The organism is Marinobacter alkalisoli, assembly GCF_045449855.1.
GTDB lineage: Bacteria > Pseudomonadota > Gammaproteobacteria > Pseudomonadales > Oleiphilaceae > Marinobacter.
The window spans coordinates 93,131-109,919 of the sequence record NZ_JBJJLC010000003.1 but is presented as its reverse complement, the minus strand read 5'-3'; the positions used below and the strand labels follow the sequence as shown (position 1 = coordinate 109,919).

Genomic DNA, 16,789 nt, shown 5'->3' with positions numbered 1-16,789 from the left:
CTATCGCTTCTTGCTCTTCATCCGCTGTTTCTTCGGACGCCGGCCAGCCTTTAGGTCATTGTCTTTCTTGACCCGCTGGCGCGGCGTCAGCCGATCGACCTTGCCGGCGAACGGGTTTTCACTGGAGCGGAACTCAAAGCGGATCGGAGAGCCGGTGACATTCAGAACCTTGCGGAAGGTATTTTCCAGGTAACGCTTGTAGGAGCCAGGAAGCGCATCCGTCTGGTTACCGTGTACCACGATGACCGGCGGGTTTGAGCCGCCCTGGTGTGCGTATCGCAATTTGATACGCCTGCCCTGCACCATCGGCGGCTGATGCTGTGCAACGGCATCCTGAAGGATTGCGGTAAGCCGGTTGGTGGGCCACTTGGCCATCGCCGATTCGTAGCAGGCCTGCACGGACTCGTACATCACGCCAACACCCGAACCGTGCAGCGCCGAGATATAATGCTTATCCGCGTAGTCCAGGAAATCCAGACGGCGACGGACCTGTTCCTTCACGCGGGCGCGCTCTTCCGGGTCCATGCCATCCCATTTGTTGACTGCGATCACCAGTGATCGCCCCGCATCCAGCACAAAGCCGATCAGGTGAAGATCCTGATCCACCAGGCCTTCCCGGGCGTCAATCACCAGAATCACCACATGGGCGTCATCAATGGCCTGCAGGGTCTTGATGATGGAAAACTTCTCGACCACTTCACGGACATTCTTGCGACGGCGAACCCCCGCCGTGTCGATCAGCGTGTACTGACTGCCCTGGCGCTCATAGGGTACGTAGACACTGTCCCGCGTAGTGCCCGGCATGTCGAACACCACGACCCGCTCCTCCCCCAGCATGCGGTTGACCAGGGTCGACTTTCCTACGTTCGGACGACCGACCACACCAATACGAATACCGGGATAACGCTCGGCACGATCCTGCTCTTCGCGCTCCTCTTCCGACGGAAGCAGGCATTCCAACAAGGATCGAATACCGCGGTTGTGGGACGCAGCAATCAGAAACGTGGACTCGAACCCGAGACTGTAGAAATCCGCAGCGGCGATGTCCGGATCCTGACCGTCGGTTTTGTTGACAACCAGGTGAGCCTGTTTCCCGGACTTTCGGAGCTGATTGGCGATCAGTTCATCGCCACTGGTCAGGCCGGAGCGACCATCCACCAGGAACAGTACAATGTCCGCCTCTTCGACCGCCTGAAGGGACTGACGCGCCATTTCCGCATCAAGGCCTTCCTCATCACCCGTCAGACCACCAGTATCGATAACGATGAAGCGCTGGTCTTCATAAGTGCCCTCACCGTATTTCCGATCACGGGTCAGCCCGGGGAAATCCGCAACCAGTGCATCCCGAGACCGCGTCATCTGGTTGAATAGAGTCGATTTTCCGACGTTGGGGCGGCCGACAAGGGCAATTACAGGGATCATATAGTTTCGCTACAAAAGATTGACCGGGCCCTCATGGGCCCGGGGAAGGAAGCGCTCAATCGCTTTCCTTGAGTTCAAAAACGGTCATCTTACCGCTGTTTCCAAGCACCAGCAGGTTACCGTTACCAAGCCGTTGTGCCGGTACACGCAGTCCGTCGCTGTCGAATTCCAGCTGGCCCTGCAGGGAACCGTCTTCCAGGGACATCATATGGATGTACCCCTCAAAGTCACCAACAAGCAGGTAATCGTCGAACACAACCGGCTGCGTGGTCTGGCGCCAGGACAACCGGTCCTGGGTCCACAATTCGCGACGGTCTGACCCGCGATAGGCAATGATATCGCCGTTTGCCGAAGACACGTAGATGTTGCCGGCACCGACCATGGGAGAGTGCAGGCTTGATGCCTCCCGACTCCAGATTTCGTCACCGTTGCGCAGGTTCACCAGCGCCAGTTTACCCTGATAGCCAACAACCAGAGCAGCATTTTCCAGGATCAGCGGTTGGCTGGTTACATCCACCAGGCGTTCCAGCTCGGTACGGCCCTTGGGTTGGCCAACCTCGTATTGCCAGGTTGGCTGCCCGTTATCCACAGACAGCGCCATCAGTTTGCCGTTCGCAAACCCGGCCAACACCAGTTCGCCCCCCACAAGCGGCGGAGCGGCCGCCCGCATGGACAACACCGGAACCACGCTGTCGTACTGCCAGCGTTTTTCCCCGGAAGAGGCGTCAAACGCCAGCACCTTGCCATCCGTGGTCTGCACAACCACGATATTGCCATTGGATTGTGGCGTGGCCAGGATCTCATTCGGAAGCGCGGATTCCCAGAGCACCTCTCCGTCTTCCCTGGAGAGAGCCATCAGACTGGCATCGCGGGTCACCAGGTAAAGCTGTTCGCGGTCACCACCAACGCCGGCAAAGATCTGTTCTTCCAGATCCTTGTACCAGACAACCTTGCCGTTTTCGGCCTCAACGGCGTACATCTCTCCATCCGCAGAGGCAGCGTACAACAGATCACCCGTGTTCAGCGGCGTCAGGTAAAGGAACTGGTCATCATGACCATCACCCACCTGCATGGTCCACACACGATCCAGCTCCACCGTGCCTTCAATGTCGGGCACCGGCGCAGGTTCCTCAAAGGGTTCTTTGGTGCTGCACCCGACAAACAGCGCCGCTATCAGAGCAATAGCGCCAAAACGAACGAATGATGGCCCGTCAGACAACCAGGGCATCAGGCACCCTCCTGTACGCCGAGGTCCGACAACTTCAGTTCCAGAATGCCACTGCGGCTCTGCCGGGCTTGCTCCCTGGCTGCCAGGTAGGCTTCACGGGCGCCTTCACGATCGCCCTGGGCCAGCAGGATATCGCCCCTGAGCTCGGAAAAAATCGCGGCAAAGGTCTCGTTGTCGCCGGCGCCGTCGAGTGTGCTCAACGCTTCGTCATACTGCTCTGCTGAAAACTGAGCCCGCGCCAGACGGTTGCGAATAATAAATGACAGCGCGCTGCCTTCTTCCACCTGCCCGTTGGCCCACTCCAGGGACTCAATCGCTGCGGCGACATCCCCTTCGTCCATCAGCTGCTGACGAGCCAGAATGAGCATGCCGTAAATGGCGTAGGCACTGTCGGAAAACTCTTCCTGAAGATTATTGGCAACAAAGGCTACCGTTTCACCACTTTGCTCATCAGACTGGTCACTGTAGGCATTCAGCAGGTTGGCAAACTGGTTAGCAGCTTCGGTTCGCTGCTGCATCTGATGGTTCTGCCAGGTCTGCCAGCCGAATACGATCGCCAGCGCTGCACCGATACCGATCAGAAGTGAACTGCCGTTCTTCTTCCACCAGTCCTTGATCGCCTGAACCTGTTCTTCCTCGGTACGCATTTCGGCCATGATGACTCCTGTAGTCAGCTTTTGTCAGTTTGTCCGGGTGCGCCGATCAGGCACCCAGCAATTTATCCAGTGTATCGGCAAGTTCGCTCTGCCCCAGCGTCTGTTGCTCCTCATCGGAGCGAAGAGGCTTCAGGCCAACGGTACCGCGTTCAATTTCATTATCACCGAGAATAACAGCGTAACGTGCGCCGCTACGGTCGGCTTTCTTCATCTGGCTCTTGAAGCTTCCGCCGCCGCAGTGAGTCACGACAACCCTGCCGGGCAGAGCCGCCCTCAGGGTTTCAGACAGTCCCAGCGCCGCCGGGACAGCCTGATCCCCCATCGCGGTAACATAGACATCGGCATTGGCATTCACGTAATCGGGGATCAGCTCCAGGGTTTCCAGCAACAGGATCAGGCGTTCCAGTCCCATCGCAAAACCGACGGCAACCGTTGGCTTGCCGCCCAGTTGCTCAACCAGACCATCGTAGCGGCCACCGGCGCATACCGTACCCTGGGCGCCCAGGCTATCGGTAATCCATTCGAACACCGTCTTGCCGTAATAATCCAGGCCACGAACCAGGCGCGGGTTTACGGTGTAGTCGATGCCCGCAGCGTCCAGCAGTTCACGCAGGCGACGGAAGTGCTCCAGGGATTCCTCATCCAGGTAGTCATCCAGTTTCGGGGCATCCTGCAGGATCTGCTGGGTCTCCTGGCTCTTGCTATCCAGAATCCGCAACGGATTGCTTTCAAGACGACGCTGACTGTCAGCATCGAGCCGGTCGTGGTATCCGGAGAGATAGCCGACCAGTGCCTCACGATAGGCCCGGCGGGCTTGGGAAGTGCCAATGGAATTGATCTCCAGGCGGGTATGGGCATCCAGTCCCAGCTCCTTCCACAGGCGCGCCGTCAGTATCAACAGCTCGGCATCGATATCCGGCCCGCTCATGCCGAAGCATTCCACACCAATCTGGTGGAACTGGCGGTAACGACCTTTCTGGGGGCGCTCATGGCGGAACATCGGACCGGTGTACCAGAGCCGACGGGTCTGGTTAAACAGCAGGCCGTGCTCTTCCGCCGCCCGCACGCAGCCCGCCGTGCCCTCGGGGCGAAGGGTCAGGCTGTCGCCATTGCGATCATCGAAGGTGTACATTTCCTTTTCAACGATGTCGGTCACTTCTCCGATGGACCGTTTGAAAAGGTCCGTCTGCTCCACGATGGGCATACGGATTTCCTGGTAGCCATACCCGGAAAGAACCTCACGAACCTTGCCTTCAACAAACTGCCAAACGGGGGTCTGATCCGGCAGGATATCGTTCATCCCGCGAATTGCCTGAATCTTAGCCAAGTTAAACCCTTAATCCTGAATCATTTAATGGGGCGATCGCCGGTTACTCACCGGACCGGGCAATAATTGCGTCTTCCTGTTCCTTGCGACGAGCCACCTCTTCACGGATCAGACGTTCAAGGTCTTCCGTCAGGGTCGAGTTATCCAGTTTCTGGTTTGGCTTGCCATCCATGTAAAACAGGTTCTTGGGGCTACCGCCCGTCAATCCGATGTCCGCCTCTTTTGCCTCACCGGGGCCATTCACGATGCAACCGATGATGGCTACGTCCATGGAGGTGTTCACATCCTCCAGCCGCGCTTCCAGATCATTCATGGTCTGGATGACGTCGAAATTCTGGCGGGAACAGCTCGGGCACGCAATGAAGTTGATACCACGGCTACGCAGTCGCAAACTCTTGAGGATATCAAAGCCCACCTTGATTTCCTGAACCGGATCCGCCGCCAGGGATACACGGATGGTATCGCCAATGCCGTCCATCAACAGCATGCCCAGGCCGATGGACGATTTCACCGTGCCCGAGCGGAAGCCACCGGCTTCCGTAATACCCAGGTGCAGGGGCTGCTCAATCTGGGAAGCGATCTTGCGATACGCCGCCACCGTCATGAACACCTCGGAGGCCTTGAGACTTACTTTGAAGTCCTGAAAATCGTGACGGTCCAGGATGTCGATATGACGCATGGCGGATTCCACCAGCGCATCCGGCGTCGGTTCGCCGTACTTGCGCTGCAGTTCCTTTTCCAGGGAACCGGCATTGACGCCGATACGGATCGGGATGTTCCGGTCCTTTGCCGCACTGATAACCGCACTCACACGGTCCTCACGGCCGATATTGCCGGGATTGATCCGTAGGCAATCAACCCCGAGTTCGGCCACCCTGAGGGCAATTTTGTGATCAAAGTGAATATCCGCCACCAGCGGCAGGGATACCCGGGAGCGAATCTGACCGAACGCTTCAGCCGCCTCCATGCTGGGTACGGAAACCCGCACAATATCCGCGCCGGCATCCTGTAATGCCTGGATCTGCCCGACAGTGGCATCCACGTCACAAGTGTTGGTGTTAGTCATGCTCTGAACCGCAATGGGAGCATCACCGCCAACCGGCACATTACCCACCATGATCTGGCGGGATTGCCGTCTTTTAATCGGAGATTCCTGTTTCATCTCATGCTAACCAAAATAAGTGTGTTCAGAATTATCAGATTTCCAGGGTGAACTGGGCACGGTTGTTCACAACCCGGTACTCAGACATATCCACCGGTTCGCCTTGAAAACTGATGTCAGCCACCGCATCCACTGCACCAATGACCACATTCAGAGGCACCTGACCGGTAACGTCGACACGATCGCCATCCCGCTGAAGGGAGCTGACCAGCCTTGACCCGGCGGAATCGGTCACTTCAATCCAGCAATCGCTGGAAAAGGAAACCTGCAGACGCCCCGTATCTGAGGGATCCTCTGCCGGCGCGCTTTCTGCCAATGCAGGCTCCGTGGTGCTGGTGACAACAGGAATACGGGATTCATCCAGCGCCTCACCTGAATCACCCCCAACGGACCCCGCAACCGGAATTTCCGTCTCAGCGGCCTCTGGCTCATCGGCGGTAACAAACGCTTCGTCGGACGTTTCTCCGGCCGTGGACTCCGGTGCTGCCACCGTATCCTGTACAGGCGCCTCGTCCTCAGTCCTGACCCGGGCCTCACTGACATCGACAGCAGGTTCCGGTTCAGGTTCCTGAAGTGAACCCGCATCCTGCTCCGGATCCTGTTGCTGTTCCTGTACCGGAGGCGCTTCGGTATCGCTGGTACCGTCATCAATAAAGCGCAGAACCAGATAGGCGGCCACCAGAACAGCCACCAAAAGAATAAGAATCTTTGCAAATCGCCGCTTCTGCCGCCTGCGGCGTTCAATATCCACCAGGGGATTGGCTTCCAGGGCTTCTGCCTTTTTCAGGCGCAGAGGTTCCAGTTCCCTGTCGAGAACGGCAACCACTGAGTCCGCATCAAGGTCTACCTGTTTCGCATAAGCCCTGACATAGCCTTTGAGAAACAATTCGCTGTCAATCTGCTGGTAATCGCCGTCCTCTATGGCCTGGATAATAGCGGGACGAAGATGTTGCGCGTCGGCAACGCCCGACACACTCAGCCCTTTCTTTTCCCTGCCCTGCCTTAGCAGGCTGCCTGCCGATTCACCGACACGCTGTTGAGTGGTTTCTTCATTACTCATTAGAAATCAGCACCTTGTATTGTTGGTATTCGACTGACTCCGGAAAATTATTCTTCAGTTGAAGAGCGAGACTGGATGCCCGGTCCCGCTGATTAGAATGGCGGGCAATCCGGATACCGGTAAGCAGGCTCTCCGGAGAATGCCGATACCTGGGGTTCTGCTGCATAAGCCTGCTCAAGCGATCGTAATAACGGGACGCAGCCGAGTAATTCCCACCCTTCACCAGGGTGCGGGACAATGCCAGCAGGGATTTCGCATCGCCCCTGGACAGTTCCACGGAGCGCCGGTAAGCATCAATCGCAGCATCGTTGTTATCCAGACGCTCCTCACTCATCCCCAGATTGAAGAAAACCGAGGCACGATCATCGTACTTGGTATCCTTTGACGCGACGAGGAATTGGTCCCGTGCTTCGTCGAAACGCCGCTCACCGTACAGAAACGCGCCATAATAAACGCGCCCACGGGTGTAGTCGCTGTCACTGGATAACGCCTTGCGGAAGGATTCCTCGGCCAGCCTGGGCTCACCATCGGTATTGTGCAGCAGGCCCATGGCAGACAGTGCGCCGGCATTATCGGGAGAAAGTTCAAGGGCCCGCTCAAGATGTTTCCGTGAACGGTCCAGATTGCCCTGGCCAATATACGCTGTGGCAAGCTGAACATAGTTGCGAACCGCTTTCTCGCGATCCTCTTCCCGGGCAAAGCGGCTGTCGGAAACGGTGACGCAACCTGAGACAAAAAACATCACCAGCATAACGGTCAACAGGGTTCGGACACGGTTCACTGGACTAAATGCCACGGTTATCAATTCCTCACATTGTTAATTGGTTTCAGTGCCGGCCGGATTCAGGGATTGACCTGTTGAACCGCAATGTACCGCTGACTGCGTTTGGTACGGTCTTCAACCTGGCCCACAAGTTGCCCGCACGCAGCGTCAATATCATCTCCCCGGGTGGTACGCACGGTCGAGATATAGCCCGCCTCGTTCAGGATGTTCTGGAAGCGCCGGGTCGCCGATATTTTCGGGCGACGAAAGTCACTCTCCGGAAACGGATTGAAAGGAATGAGGTTAATCTTGCAGGGCAGACCGCGAAGAATTTTCGCAAGTTCACGGGCGTGCTCAGGCTGATCATTCACTCCTTCGATCACCGTGTACTCGATGGTGGCTTTGCGCTTGTCCGGTAACCGGGCCAGGTACCGCTTTGTCGCTGCCAGCAATTCCGCGATCGGGTACTTTTTATTTAATGGCACCAATTGGTTACGCAGTGCATCATTAGGGGCATGGAGCGAAATGGCCAGTGAAACATCTGTAACTTCGCCAAGACGATCAAGGGCCGGCACCACACCGGAGGTGCTGACGGTCACCCGACGCTTCGATATCCCGTAAGCCAGGTCTTCCATCATCAGGTTCATGGCGTCGACAACGTTGTCGAAGTTCAGCAGAGGCTCGCCCATACCCATCATCACCACGTTGGTGATGGGGCGATCCGGGCCCGGCTCGAACGGCATGAAGGCCTTCCGGGCCACCCATACCTGACCGATGATTTCGGCAGCCGTCAGATTGCGGTTGAAGCCACGCTTGCCAGTCGAGCAAAAGGTACAGTCCAGGCTGCAACCAATCTGGGAAGAGACACACAGAGTGCCACGCTCGCCATCGGGAATCAGCACCGTTTCAACGCTGTTACCGTTGTCCATGCGCATGACCCATTTGCGGGTACCGTCTTTGGAGGTTTCGTCGTAAACCACCTCAGGCCCGCGAATTTCGGCGACTTCCTTGAGCTTTTCCCGCAGGACCTTGCTCATATTGGTCATTTGATCGAAGTCATCAGTGCCACGCTGGTGAATCCACTGCAACACCTGGGTGGCGCGGAAACGCTTCTCCCCCAGGGTCTCAAAGAAAGCCTCCATCTTGGCTTTCGGCATCCCCAGCAGGTTGGTTTTCTCAGCGGCCGCTGTCATTTCATAACCTCGATCAAATAACCAATCCGAAGCGGGAGAACGTCTCCCGCTTCGGCAGCAGAATCAACCGCGCGGGCAGATTTCACTGTCATTGAAAAAGTACGCGATCTCACGCTCTGCGGAAGCGGCAGAGTCGGAACCGTGTACGGCATTAGCGTCGATAGAAGACGCGAAATCGGCGCGGATAGTGCCGGCTTCGGCTTCTTTCGGGTTGGTCGCGCCCATCAGGTCGCGGTTTTTCAGGATGGCGCCTTCGCCTTCCAGAACCTGAACCACAGCCGGGCCGGAGGTCATGAAAGCAACCAGGTCGTTGAAGAAAGGACGCTCTTTATGCTCAGCGTAGAAGCCTTCCGCCTGCTCCTGGGTCAGGTGCATCATCTTGGCAGCAACGATGTTAAGACCGGCTTTTTCAAAACGGGTGTAGATTTCACCGATCACATTCTTTGCAACTGCGTCGGGCTTGATAATCGAGAGCGTGCGCTCATTCGCCATGTCATTTCTCCAGTATGGTTCAGGTTAAAAATTCAGGGTTGGGATTATACGCAGTCCGGAGGCTACTGCCTACCGCACGGAGCGGAGACGCCCAACAACTTCAATGATTTGTGACGTCGCAAAGTCCACTTCTTCGTCGGAGGTAAATCGGCCGAGGGAGAATCGCAGGGCGCGATGGGCCTCTTCATCGCCAAGGCCGATACCACGGAGCACAAACGACGGCTCGATGGTCGCCGACGCACAGGCCGAGCCGGACGAAACCGCCAGTTCCCGCAAGCCCAGCATCAGGGACTCTGCGTCAACGCCGGCGAACGACAGATTGATAATGCCCGGCACCCTTGCCTCAGCGCTGCCGTTAAATGACACCCCATCCAGCGACGACAGGCCATCCAGGAACCGGGTACGCAACGCTTCCAGCCGGGCCATGTCGTCATCAAGCAACTCTTGCGCCCGGGCAAACGCGCTGCCCATACCCACAATCTGATGGGTCGGCAAGGTCCCGGAGCGCATCCCCCTTTCGTGGCCGCCGCCATGAATCTGAGCCTCGATTTTCACATCCGGCGAACGGCGGACGTACAGGGCACCCACGCCTTTCGGGCCGTAGACCTTATGGCTGGACAGCGATAACAGATCCACCGGCGTCGCCGTTACATCCACCGGCATCTTTCCGGCCGCCTGGGCCGCATCCACATGAAACAGAACGCCCCGCTCACGCAAAAGGCCACCGATGGCGCCGATATCGGTGATGCAGCCCAACTCATTATTCACCATCATCAGGCTGACCAGCACCGTTTCCGACCTGAGGGCTTCCTCCACCTGGTCCGGCGTAATGCGGCCATCCGGTTGCGGCTTCAGCCACGTCACTTCCACACCCTGGCTCTCAAGCCATTTGCAGGTGTCGAGAACGGCCTTGTGCTCGATCATCGAGGTGATCACATGGGCGCCGGGTTTCCCGGCTACCGCCCCCTTGATAGCCAAATTGTCGGATTCGGTCGCACCGGAAGTCCACACAATCTCCCTCGGGTCGGCGTGGATCAGGCCAGCCACATGCTTGCGCGCACTCTCGACCGCCGCTTCTGCCTGCCAGCCGTAGGCGTGGGAGCGTGACGCCGGATTTCCGAATACGCCATCCAGGGTCAGATACCTGACCATTTCTTCAGCAACAAGGGGATCAACGGGCGTCGTCGCCGCGTAATCCAGATAGACGGGCTTTTTCATAATGGTATCGAGAGTTACTTGGTTCAGGCCGGCGTCTGCTCAGTCAGGCGCTCGGTGTTGATCGTCTGGGAGTCAGCATCCGACTGGAGGCGATCCTGTCGGTCCGCCACCGTCTGGATTTCCCGCTTTTTCATCAGATCGGCAAGACTGATCTCACTGAGAAACTGATGGATCTGATCGCTCAGATCCGACCACAGATGGTGAGTCAGGCATTTTTCGCCGTTCTGGCAGTCACCCTTGTTACCACAGCGCGTGGTATCCAGGGATTCATTGACTGCATCCACCACTTCGGAGATGAATACAGAGGCGGCATCACGGCTCAGGCGGTAGCCGCCACCCGGACCACGGATGCTGACCACCAACTGGTGCCTGCGCAGACGGGAAAACAGCTGCTCCAGATAGGAGAGGGAGATTTCCTGCCGGGCTGAAATGTCCGCAAGACTGACCGGCCCCTGACTCCCATGAAGAGCCAGATCCAGCATCGCCGTAACGGCATAGCGGCCTTTGGTGGTCAGTTTCATAGTCTCAGCCCCGACAAGGGAATGAATCAGAATTCACAGCGCCGAGTATGAATTGACCTACCAAAACAGTCAAGTATTCACTTATCCTGGGGCTGATCGTCCCGGACACAGTCAAAATCCTCGTCCTGCAGTGGCGGCAACTCACCATTCTGGTACTCGCTGTTCACCTTCTTAAGCGCCTTGCACATGTTCTCAATGCGGTCATCCACGACATGCATGTGATCCAGCAGACTGCGCACTGCCCTTGCCACAGGGTCCGGCATTTCTTCAGTCACGCCGTAGGCATCGAAGCCCATGCGCTCTTCCATCTCCTTGCGGCGCACATCGTTATCGTCTTCGGTGGGCTTACGTTTCACAATAACCCGGCCAGGAATGCCGACCACGGTCGCTCCGGCCGGAACCGCCTTGGTAACCACGGAATTGGAACCCACCTTGGCCCCTTCCCCGACTTCGAATGGCCCCAGAATCTTCGCGCCAGCGCCTACCACTACGCCGTTACCGATGGTGGGGTGACGCTTACCCTTATTCCAACTGGTTCCACCCAGGGTTACGCCCTGATACAGGGTGACGTCATCACCGATGATGGTCGTTTCACCGATCACCACGCCCATGCCGTGATCGATAAAAAAGCGGCGGCCAATGGTCGCTCCCGGGTGTATTTCAATGCCAGTCAGCCAACGGGCGATGGTGGAGATGGTGCGCGCCAGCCATTTCAGCCCCAGATTCCATAGCCAGTGGCAAAACCGGTGCAACAGCAAGGCATGCAAGCCCGGGTAATTAGTCAGCACCTCGAAAGTATTTCTGGCAGCGGGATCGCGATGGAACACGCTGGCAACATCTTCCCTTAATCGTTCAAACATGATCTTCTTCCTGCCCAGTGGCGGCTTTATCGGCCTCTGAAGCCATTTCCGGGGACTCTTTGGCTGCCGATTTCTGCACCGCAGTCAGAATCCCCCTGAGGATATTGATTTCCATCTGATCCATTCTTGCTCTCTGGAACAGGCGGCGCAAACGAGTCATCAACTGACGCGGGTTTTCCCGGCGGTGGAAATCAATATCCACAAGCACCTGCTCAAGGTGCCCGAAAAAGCCCTCCACATCGTTCACCGGTGCGGGAGGGACATCCCAGCCCGCATCACCGGGAGCGGTCATGGGTTTAAGGTATGGGCTGCCCTCGCCTCCTTCAAGTCCGCGCAGGTAATGCATGCGCATTTCATAGCAGACCACCTGAACGGCCATGGCCAGGTTCAGGGAGCTGTATTCCGGATTGGAGGGAATATGGATATGGTAGTGACAACGCTGCAACTCATCGTTGCTGAGCCCGTGATTCTCGCGGCCAAACACCAGGGCCACCGGCCCGGCGGAGGTATGTTCCGCCGCCTTGACCGCCGCATCAGGCGGAGCAATGACCGGCCAGGGCACCTTGCGCCCCCTGGCACTGGTGCCCATCACCAGCACGCAATCGGAGATGGCCTCGTCCAGGGAAGACACCACCCTGGCGTTATCCAGCACATCCGATGCTCCGGACGAGCGGGCGTAGGATGTCTCGTCGGGGAACGATGCCGGATTAACCAGACACAGATTGCCAAGCCCCATGTTTTTCATGGCACGCGCCACCGCCCCGATATTCCCGGAATGGGAAGTTTCCACCAGGACAATGCGGATCTGGTCCTGAAACGTATCAGTGCCTTCCAGGGGAAGCGCCGGTTTATGCATGGGCCGTAATCTCTGTCAATGATTTAGGGCCGCTAATCATAGCAGATTCCTACCCCGCTTTGCCTCTCCGGACATCCCGAAACAGAGCGTGATCCGTGACATTGCTGAGGCAAAAAACATACAAGCAGCCCTTTCTTTTGCTATCATACGCGACCTTCACACACCCGGATAATGAACACTCAGATGCAACCAGCAATTAAAATGGCCCTGCGCGTAGCGCGTCAGGGGTCTGACTATCTGAAAGCACATTTCGAGCGCCAGGAACCCAACGGCAAGGACGAGTCCGACCGCCTGGGCCAACTGGACCGTGTTGAAACGTCCATCTACGACAATTTCACGGAACAGCTCGAAAAAGCCTACAAAGACCACACCATTGCACCCATGGGCGAGTCCGACGCCAATGGCAGCGAGAAGAGCTGGCACATTTTTCCGCTCCTGGGCCGTGACAATTTCCTGCGCGGCATTCCGGACTTCGCACTGGCGCTGATCCAGAAGAAGAACAACCGGGCGGAAAACCTGCTGCTGGTCAACCCGATTACCGGCGAAGAGTACTCCGCCAGCCGGGGCCACGGCGCCGCACTGAACAGCCGCCGCGTCCGCACGAGCGAGATCAAGCATACCCAGCAGTGTGCCATTAGCAGCAACCTGCTGGACCAGGCGCGCACAGGTGATGATGCCCTGCTCTGGGGTGAAATGGCCTCCGTGATCGCCAGGGAATCCGGCATGTTCCGCACCTCCGGGTGCGTGGCCCTGGACATTGCACGCGTGTCCGCCGGTTATCTGGATGCGGCGGTTATCTTCAAGCCTGAAGCGGCGGATCTCGACATCGGCGTCACCCTCGCCATGGAGTCTGGCGCCCTCACCGGCGACTTCTCCGGCAACCCTTCGACGGGCAACGCCCGCCAACTGGTTGTCGCCAACCCGAAGCTGTTCCGGGAAGTGCTGAAAGTTCTCCACCCATTTCGTGGACGCCTGCCCCGCTAGACTCCGGCAGAGTTTCAGCTGTAACGAAAAAAGCCGCAACCCGTAAGGGCTGCGGCTTTTTTTGTGGGAGGTGCGCTTTAGCGCTGGGCGGCTGCCTCTTGTTGGATTACGGCCCTTCGGGCCTAATCCAACCTACCGGATCCTGACACCCCTATCGTAGGTCGGATTAGGCGAAGCCGCAATCCGACAGGCCGTTACATCCGGTTGAGCCACTCCGGCGGCTGCTCTTCCTCTTCTTCGTTGGCAAGACCTTCCTTCGCCGGCACCATCAGATCCTCGCGAGATACGTTCAACACCATCAGCATGTTGGCAGACACGTAAATCGAGGAATAGGTACCGACCACAACACCAATCATCAGTGCGATGGCAAAGTTATTGATGGCTTCGCCGCCAAAGAAGTACAGGGCCAGCAACACCACCAACGTGGTACCGGACGTATTGATGGTACGGCTGATGGTCTGGTGAATGGACTCGTTAATAATGAACCACGAATCCCCCTCCCTCAGCTTACGGAAATTTTCCCGGATACGGTCCGATACCACAATCGTATCGTTCAGCGAGTAACCAATCACCGCCAGCAGCGCAGCCAGCACCGACAGGTCAAACGTCCACTGGAACAGGGCAAATACCCCCAGCACAATGATCACATCGTGTGCCAGAGGCAGCACGGAGGCGATCCCGAACTTGAACTGGAAGCGCATGCCGACGTAGATCAACACCACGGCCAAGGCAATCAACAGCCCCAGGCCGCTGTCTTCCTTCAGTTCCTCACCAACCTGGGAGCCCACGAACTCGGAACTCACCAGCTCCAGCTCGGCGCCACCGCTGGTCAGCGCCTCCATTACTTGCCGCGCCAGCTCATCGTTGCCGGATTCGCGCATGCGGATCAGCACCGTGGTGTCCGAGCCAAAGTTCTGCACCACAAAATTGCTGAACCCGGCCTGCTCCAACTCACCCCGGATATCGGACAATACCGGCGCTTGCTGATATTCCAGCTCCACCGACGTACCGCCAGTGAAGTCCATTCCCAGGTTCAGTCCGCGGGCGGCCAGCAAAGCGACGGAGATAATAATCAGTGCAATGGAGAATACGGAGGCTATCTTCCGTATCCCCATGAAATCAATTGGCTGCTTCTGTGTATCAGACATTAGCCAGCTTCCCCCCGATCGACAGCTTCTGAATCTTGCGACCACCGTATACGAAATTCACGATGCTGCGGCTAACCATAAGCCCCGAGAACATCGACGTGAGAATGCCCAGGCACAGAGTCACCGCGAACCCTTTCACCGGGCCGGAACCCATGGCGAACAGAATAACGGCCACCAGCAACGTGGTGATGTTGGCATCGACAATCGAGACAAACGCCCGCGAGTAGCCGGCATTGATCGCGGACTGCGGCGGCACACCGGTTTTAAGCTCTTCCCGTATTCGTTCGAAGATCAGCACATTGGCGTCAACCGCCATGCCGACCGTCAGCACGATACCGGCGATACCCGGCAGGGTCAGTGTGGCCGATAGGATGGACATGCAGGCAATCAGCATCATCAGGTTCAGCGTCAGCGCCACATTGGCGATCAGGCCAAATCCGCGGTAATAGATCGCCATGTAGATCAGCACCAGGGCAAAGCCCAGAGCGACCGACATCATGCCGGCATCGATATTCTTCTGACCGAGGCTGGGGCCGATGGTCCGTTCCTGGACAAAATACATCGGCGCGGCAAGGGAGCCCGCACGCAGCAACAGGGCCAGCTCCGATGCCTCGGGAATGGAATCCAGGCCGGTAATCCGGAAGCTGCTGCCCAGGGCGGACTGGATCGTCGCCAGACTGATGATGCCCCTTTCAACAACACGGTTTTCTTCGGTCTGGATTTCACCGTCGACCACCTTCTGCTCGGTCTCGGTGCGGTATTCAATGAACAGCACCGCCATGCGACGCTGGATCGCATTGCGCGTGGCGCGGTTCATCAGGTCACCGCCCACCGAATCCATGGTGATGTTGACCTGGGGCTGACCATTCTCATCGAAGGCCTGCTGGGCATTGGAAACGTTTTCGCCAGTGACGATGATGTCCCGCTCCAGCCGGGCACTGCGTTGCGGTTCATCCCGGAACCCGAAAGTTTCGGTTTCTGAGCGCGGCGCATCCGACCTTGCTTCCAGGCGGAATTCGAGGTTGGCGGTTGCCCCGAGAACACGCTTGGCCTGTGCCGTATCCTGAACGCCGGGCAACTCAACAATGATGCGATCAGCGCCCTGGCGCTGCACCAGAGGCTCGGCCACACCCAACTCGTTCACACGGTTACGGATGGTCGTCAGGTTCTGCTCCAGTGCATAGTCCTGAATCGACTTCACTTCTTGCTCGGACAGGGACAGGACGATCCGGAATTCATCGCCTTCGGTCTGTTCGTCCAGCAGGAACTGATTGTACTGATCACGAATCAGCGCAAATGCTTCAGTGCGGGACGATTCGTCACGGAAACTCAGGACGATTTCCCGATCATCAAGGTCGCCACCACGGTAACGAATACGCTCTTCCCGGAGATCACCCTTGATCTGTCCCGACAAGGCTTCAAGGCGCTGCTCAACCGCGGTTTCCATATCCACTTCCAGTAGGAAGTGAACGCCACCGCGAAGGTCCAGGCCAAGCTTCATCGGGCCCGCGCCGAGGCTGCGCAACCAGTCCGGGGTGGACGGCGCCATGTTCAACGCAACCAGGTAATCATTTCCAAGGGCATTCTGTACTACCGGACGCGCCTTGAGCTGGTCATCCCCGTCGAGCACCCGGATTAACCCGTTGCGATCCTGAAGATCGCTGCCTTTGATCTCAATGCCTTCGGATTCCAGTGCATCAACAGCACGGTCGAGCGTGCTCTGATTGACTTCGGTACTGCTCCTTGCACCGGTAATCTGAACGGCGTGATCATCAGGAAACAGGTTGGGTAATGCGTAGATAAACCCGATCACCAGGGCGATCAGGATAATCAGGTTTTTCCAGAGCGGGTACTTGTTAAGCATGGGTTCCCTTTTAGCCGGCCCGGGGGCCGGCTCTG

At 57.5% G+C, this 16,789-nt stretch carries 16 protein-coding genes; 1 reads left to right on the top strand and 15 read right to left on the bottom strand.

The annotated features are described in order from the left end of the window. From der to trmJ, 13 genes are all read right to left on the bottom strand, one after another. Entirely contained in the window at positions 1 to 1,422 is a 1,422-nt protein-coding gene (der, locus tag ACJO5Y_RS00645) for a ribosome biogenesis GTPase Der (protein ID WP_406984254.1), read from the bottom strand. Positions 1,423 to 1,477: 55 nt separating this feature from the next. Next, complete coding sequence (gene bamB / locus ACJO5Y_RS00640; protein WP_406984253.1) at positions 1,478 to 2,650, bottom strand: outer membrane protein assembly factor BamB; 1,173 nt, start codon at positions 2,648 to 2,650, stop codon at positions 1,478 to 1,480. Next, positions 2,650 to 3,306: a YfgM family protein gene (locus tag ACJO5Y_RS00635; protein ID WP_406984252.1), complete on the bottom strand. Its 657-nt coding sequence runs from the start codon at positions 3,304 to 3,306 to the stop codon at positions 2,650 to 2,652. The genes bamB and ACJO5Y_RS00635 overlap by 1 nt, the downstream gene beginning before the upstream one ends. A gap of 46 nt (positions 3,307 to 3,352) precedes the next feature. Next, positions 3,353 to 4,606: a histidine--tRNA ligase gene (gene hisS / locus ACJO5Y_RS00630; RefSeq protein WP_406984491.1), complete on the bottom strand. Its 1,254-nt coding sequence runs from the start codon at positions 4,604 to 4,606 to the stop codon at positions 3,353 to 3,355. A gap of 70 nt (positions 4,607 to 4,676) precedes the next feature. Beyond that, on the bottom strand, positions 4,677 to 5,795 hold the full coding sequence (gene ispG, locus ACJO5Y_RS00625) for a flavodoxin-dependent (E)-4-hydroxy-3-methylbut-2-enyl-diphosphate synthase (RefSeq protein ID WP_406984251.1): 1,119 nt from the start codon (positions 5,793 to 5,795) through the stop codon (positions 4,677 to 4,679). A gap of 34 nt (positions 5,796 to 5,829) precedes the next feature. Then, positions 5,830 to 6,855, bottom strand: a complete 1,026-nt coding sequence (locus ACJO5Y_RS00620; protein ID WP_406984250.1) for a RodZ domain-containing protein — start codon at positions 6,853 to 6,855, stop codon at positions 5,830 to 5,832. After that, complete coding sequence (gene pilW, locus ACJO5Y_RS00615; RefSeq protein WP_406984489.1) at positions 6,848 to 7,606, bottom strand: type IV pilus biogenesis/stability protein PilW; 759 nt, start codon at positions 7,604 to 7,606, stop codon at positions 6,848 to 6,850. Before pilW ends, ACJO5Y_RS00620 begins: the two co-directional genes overlap by 8 nt. 92 nt (positions 7,607 to 7,698) lie before the next feature. Next, complete coding sequence (rlmN, locus tag ACJO5Y_RS00610) at positions 7,699 to 8,811, bottom strand: dual-specificity RNA methyltransferase RlmN (protein ID WP_406984249.1); 1,113 nt, start codon at positions 8,809 to 8,811, stop codon at positions 7,699 to 7,701. Between the two features lie 63 nt (positions 8,812 to 8,874). After that, on the bottom strand, positions 8,875 to 9,303 hold the full coding sequence (ndk, locus tag ACJO5Y_RS00605) for a nucleoside-diphosphate kinase (RefSeq protein ID WP_406984248.1): 429 nt from the start codon (positions 9,301 to 9,303) through the stop codon (positions 8,875 to 8,877). A gap of 69 nt (positions 9,304 to 9,372) precedes the next feature. Further along, on the bottom strand, positions 9,373 to 10,521 hold the full coding sequence (locus ACJO5Y_RS00600) for an IscS subfamily cysteine desulfurase (RefSeq protein ID WP_406984247.1): 1,149 nt from the start codon (positions 10,519 to 10,521) through the stop codon (positions 9,373 to 9,375). Positions 10,522 to 10,544: 23 nt separating this feature from the next. Further along, complete coding sequence (gene iscR / locus ACJO5Y_RS00595) at positions 10,545 to 11,042, bottom strand: Fe-S cluster assembly transcriptional regulator IscR (protein ID WP_406984246.1); 498 nt, start codon at positions 11,040 to 11,042, stop codon at positions 10,545 to 10,547. Positions 11,043 to 11,119: 77 nt separating this feature from the next. Next, a complete protein-coding gene (gene cysE, locus ACJO5Y_RS00590; RefSeq protein WP_406984245.1) occupies positions 11,120 to 11,902 on the bottom strand; it encodes a serine O-acetyltransferase in 783 nt (260 codons plus the stop codon). Further along, positions 11,895 to 12,758 (bottom strand): tRNA (cytosine(32)/uridine(32)-2'-O)-methyltransferase TrmJ, encoded by an 864-nt coding sequence (gene trmJ / locus ACJO5Y_RS00585; RefSeq protein WP_406984244.1) that lies wholly within the window; start codon positions 12,756 to 12,758, stop codon positions 11,895 to 11,897. Before trmJ ends, cysE begins: the two co-directional genes overlap by 8 nt. Before the next feature lie 183 nt (positions 12,759 to 12,941). Between trmJ and ACJO5Y_RS00580 the strand changes: the two genes are divergently transcribed. After that, positions 12,942 to 13,742, top strand: coding sequence for an inositol monophosphatase family protein (locus ACJO5Y_RS00580; protein ID WP_406984243.1), 801 nt, complete (start codon positions 12,942 to 12,944; stop codon positions 13,740 to 13,742). Between the two features lie 194 nt (positions 13,743 to 13,936). Here ACJO5Y_RS00580 and secF read toward each other — a convergent pair whose 3' ends face one another. Together secF and secD are read right to left on the bottom strand one after the other, a co-directional pair. Continuing rightward, positions 13,937 to 14,890 carry a protein translocase subunit SecF gene (secF, locus tag ACJO5Y_RS00575; RefSeq protein WP_406984242.1) on the bottom strand — a complete coding sequence of 318 codons (954 nt, stop codon included), beginning with the start codon at positions 14,888 to 14,890 and terminating at the stop codon, positions 13,937 to 13,939. Beyond that, on the bottom strand, positions 14,883 to 16,754 hold the full coding sequence (gene secD, locus ACJO5Y_RS00570) for a protein translocase subunit SecD (RefSeq protein WP_406984241.1): 1,872 nt from the start codon (positions 16,752 to 16,754) through the stop codon (positions 14,883 to 14,885). Before secD ends, secF begins: the two co-directional genes overlap by 8 nt. Positions 16,755 to 16,789 lie beyond the last annotated feature (35 nt).

Excerpts from the sequence above, each read along its gene's own strand:
- hisS (WP_406984491.1), bottom strand. The coding sequence starts at position 4,606 with ATGAACGATATCCTGCCGGATCAGACCCCCGTTTGGCAGTTTGTTGAA.
- bamB (WP_406984253.1), bottom strand. The coding sequence starts at position 2,650 with ATGCCCTGGTTGTCTGACGGGCCATCATTCGTTCGTTTTGGCGCTATT.
- trmJ (WP_406984244.1), bottom strand. The coding sequence starts at position 12,758 with ATGCATAAACCGGCGCTTCCCCTGGAAGGCACTGATACGTTTCAGGAC.
- ACJO5Y_RS00635 (WP_406984252.1), bottom strand. The coding sequence starts at position 3,306 with ATGGCCGAAATGCGTACCGAGGAAGAACAGGTTCAGGCGATCAAGGAC.
- secF (WP_406984242.1), bottom strand. The coding sequence starts at position 14,890 with ATGTCTGATACACAGAAGCAGCCAATTGATTTCATGGGGATACGGAAG.
- iscR (WP_406984246.1), bottom strand. The coding sequence starts at position 11,042 with ATGAAACTGACCACCAAAGGCCGCTATGCCGTTACGGCGATGCTGGAT.
- secD (WP_406984241.1), bottom strand. The coding sequence starts at position 16,754 with ATGCTTAACAAGTACCCGCTCTGGAAAAACCTGATTATCCTGATCGCC.
- ACJO5Y_RS00580 (WP_406984243.1), top strand. The coding sequence starts at position 12,942 with ATGCAACCAGCAATTAAAATGGCCCTGCGCGTAGCGCGTCAGGGGTCT.
- ispG (WP_406984251.1), bottom strand. The coding sequence starts at position 5,795 with ATGAAACAGGAATCTCCGATTAAAAGACGGCAATCCCGCCAGATCATG.
- ACJO5Y_RS00600 (WP_406984247.1), bottom strand. The coding sequence starts at position 10,521 with ATGAAAAAGCCCGTCTATCTGGATTACGCGGCGACGACGCCCGTTGAT.
- rlmN (WP_406984249.1), bottom strand. The coding sequence starts at position 8,811 with ATGACAGCGGCCGCTGAGAAAACCAACCTGCTGGGGATGCCGAAAGCC.
- ndk (WP_406984248.1), bottom strand. The coding sequence starts at position 9,303 with ATGGCGAATGAGCGCACGCTCTCGATTATCAAGCCCGACGCAGTTGCA.
- pilW (WP_406984489.1), bottom strand. The coding sequence starts at position 7,606 with ATGCTGGTGATGTTTTTTGTCTCAGGTTGCGTCACCGTTTCCGACAGC.
- der (WP_406984254.1), bottom strand. The coding sequence starts at position 1,422 with ATGATCCCTGTAATTGCCCTTGTCGGCCGCCCCAACGTCGGAAAATCG.
- ACJO5Y_RS00620 (WP_406984250.1), bottom strand. The coding sequence starts at position 6,855 with ATGAGTAATGAAGAAACCACTCAACAGCGTGTCGGTGAATCGGCAGGC.
- cysE (WP_406984245.1), bottom strand. The coding sequence starts at position 11,902 with ATGTTTGAACGATTAAGGGAAGATGTTGCCAGCGTGTTCCATCGCGAT.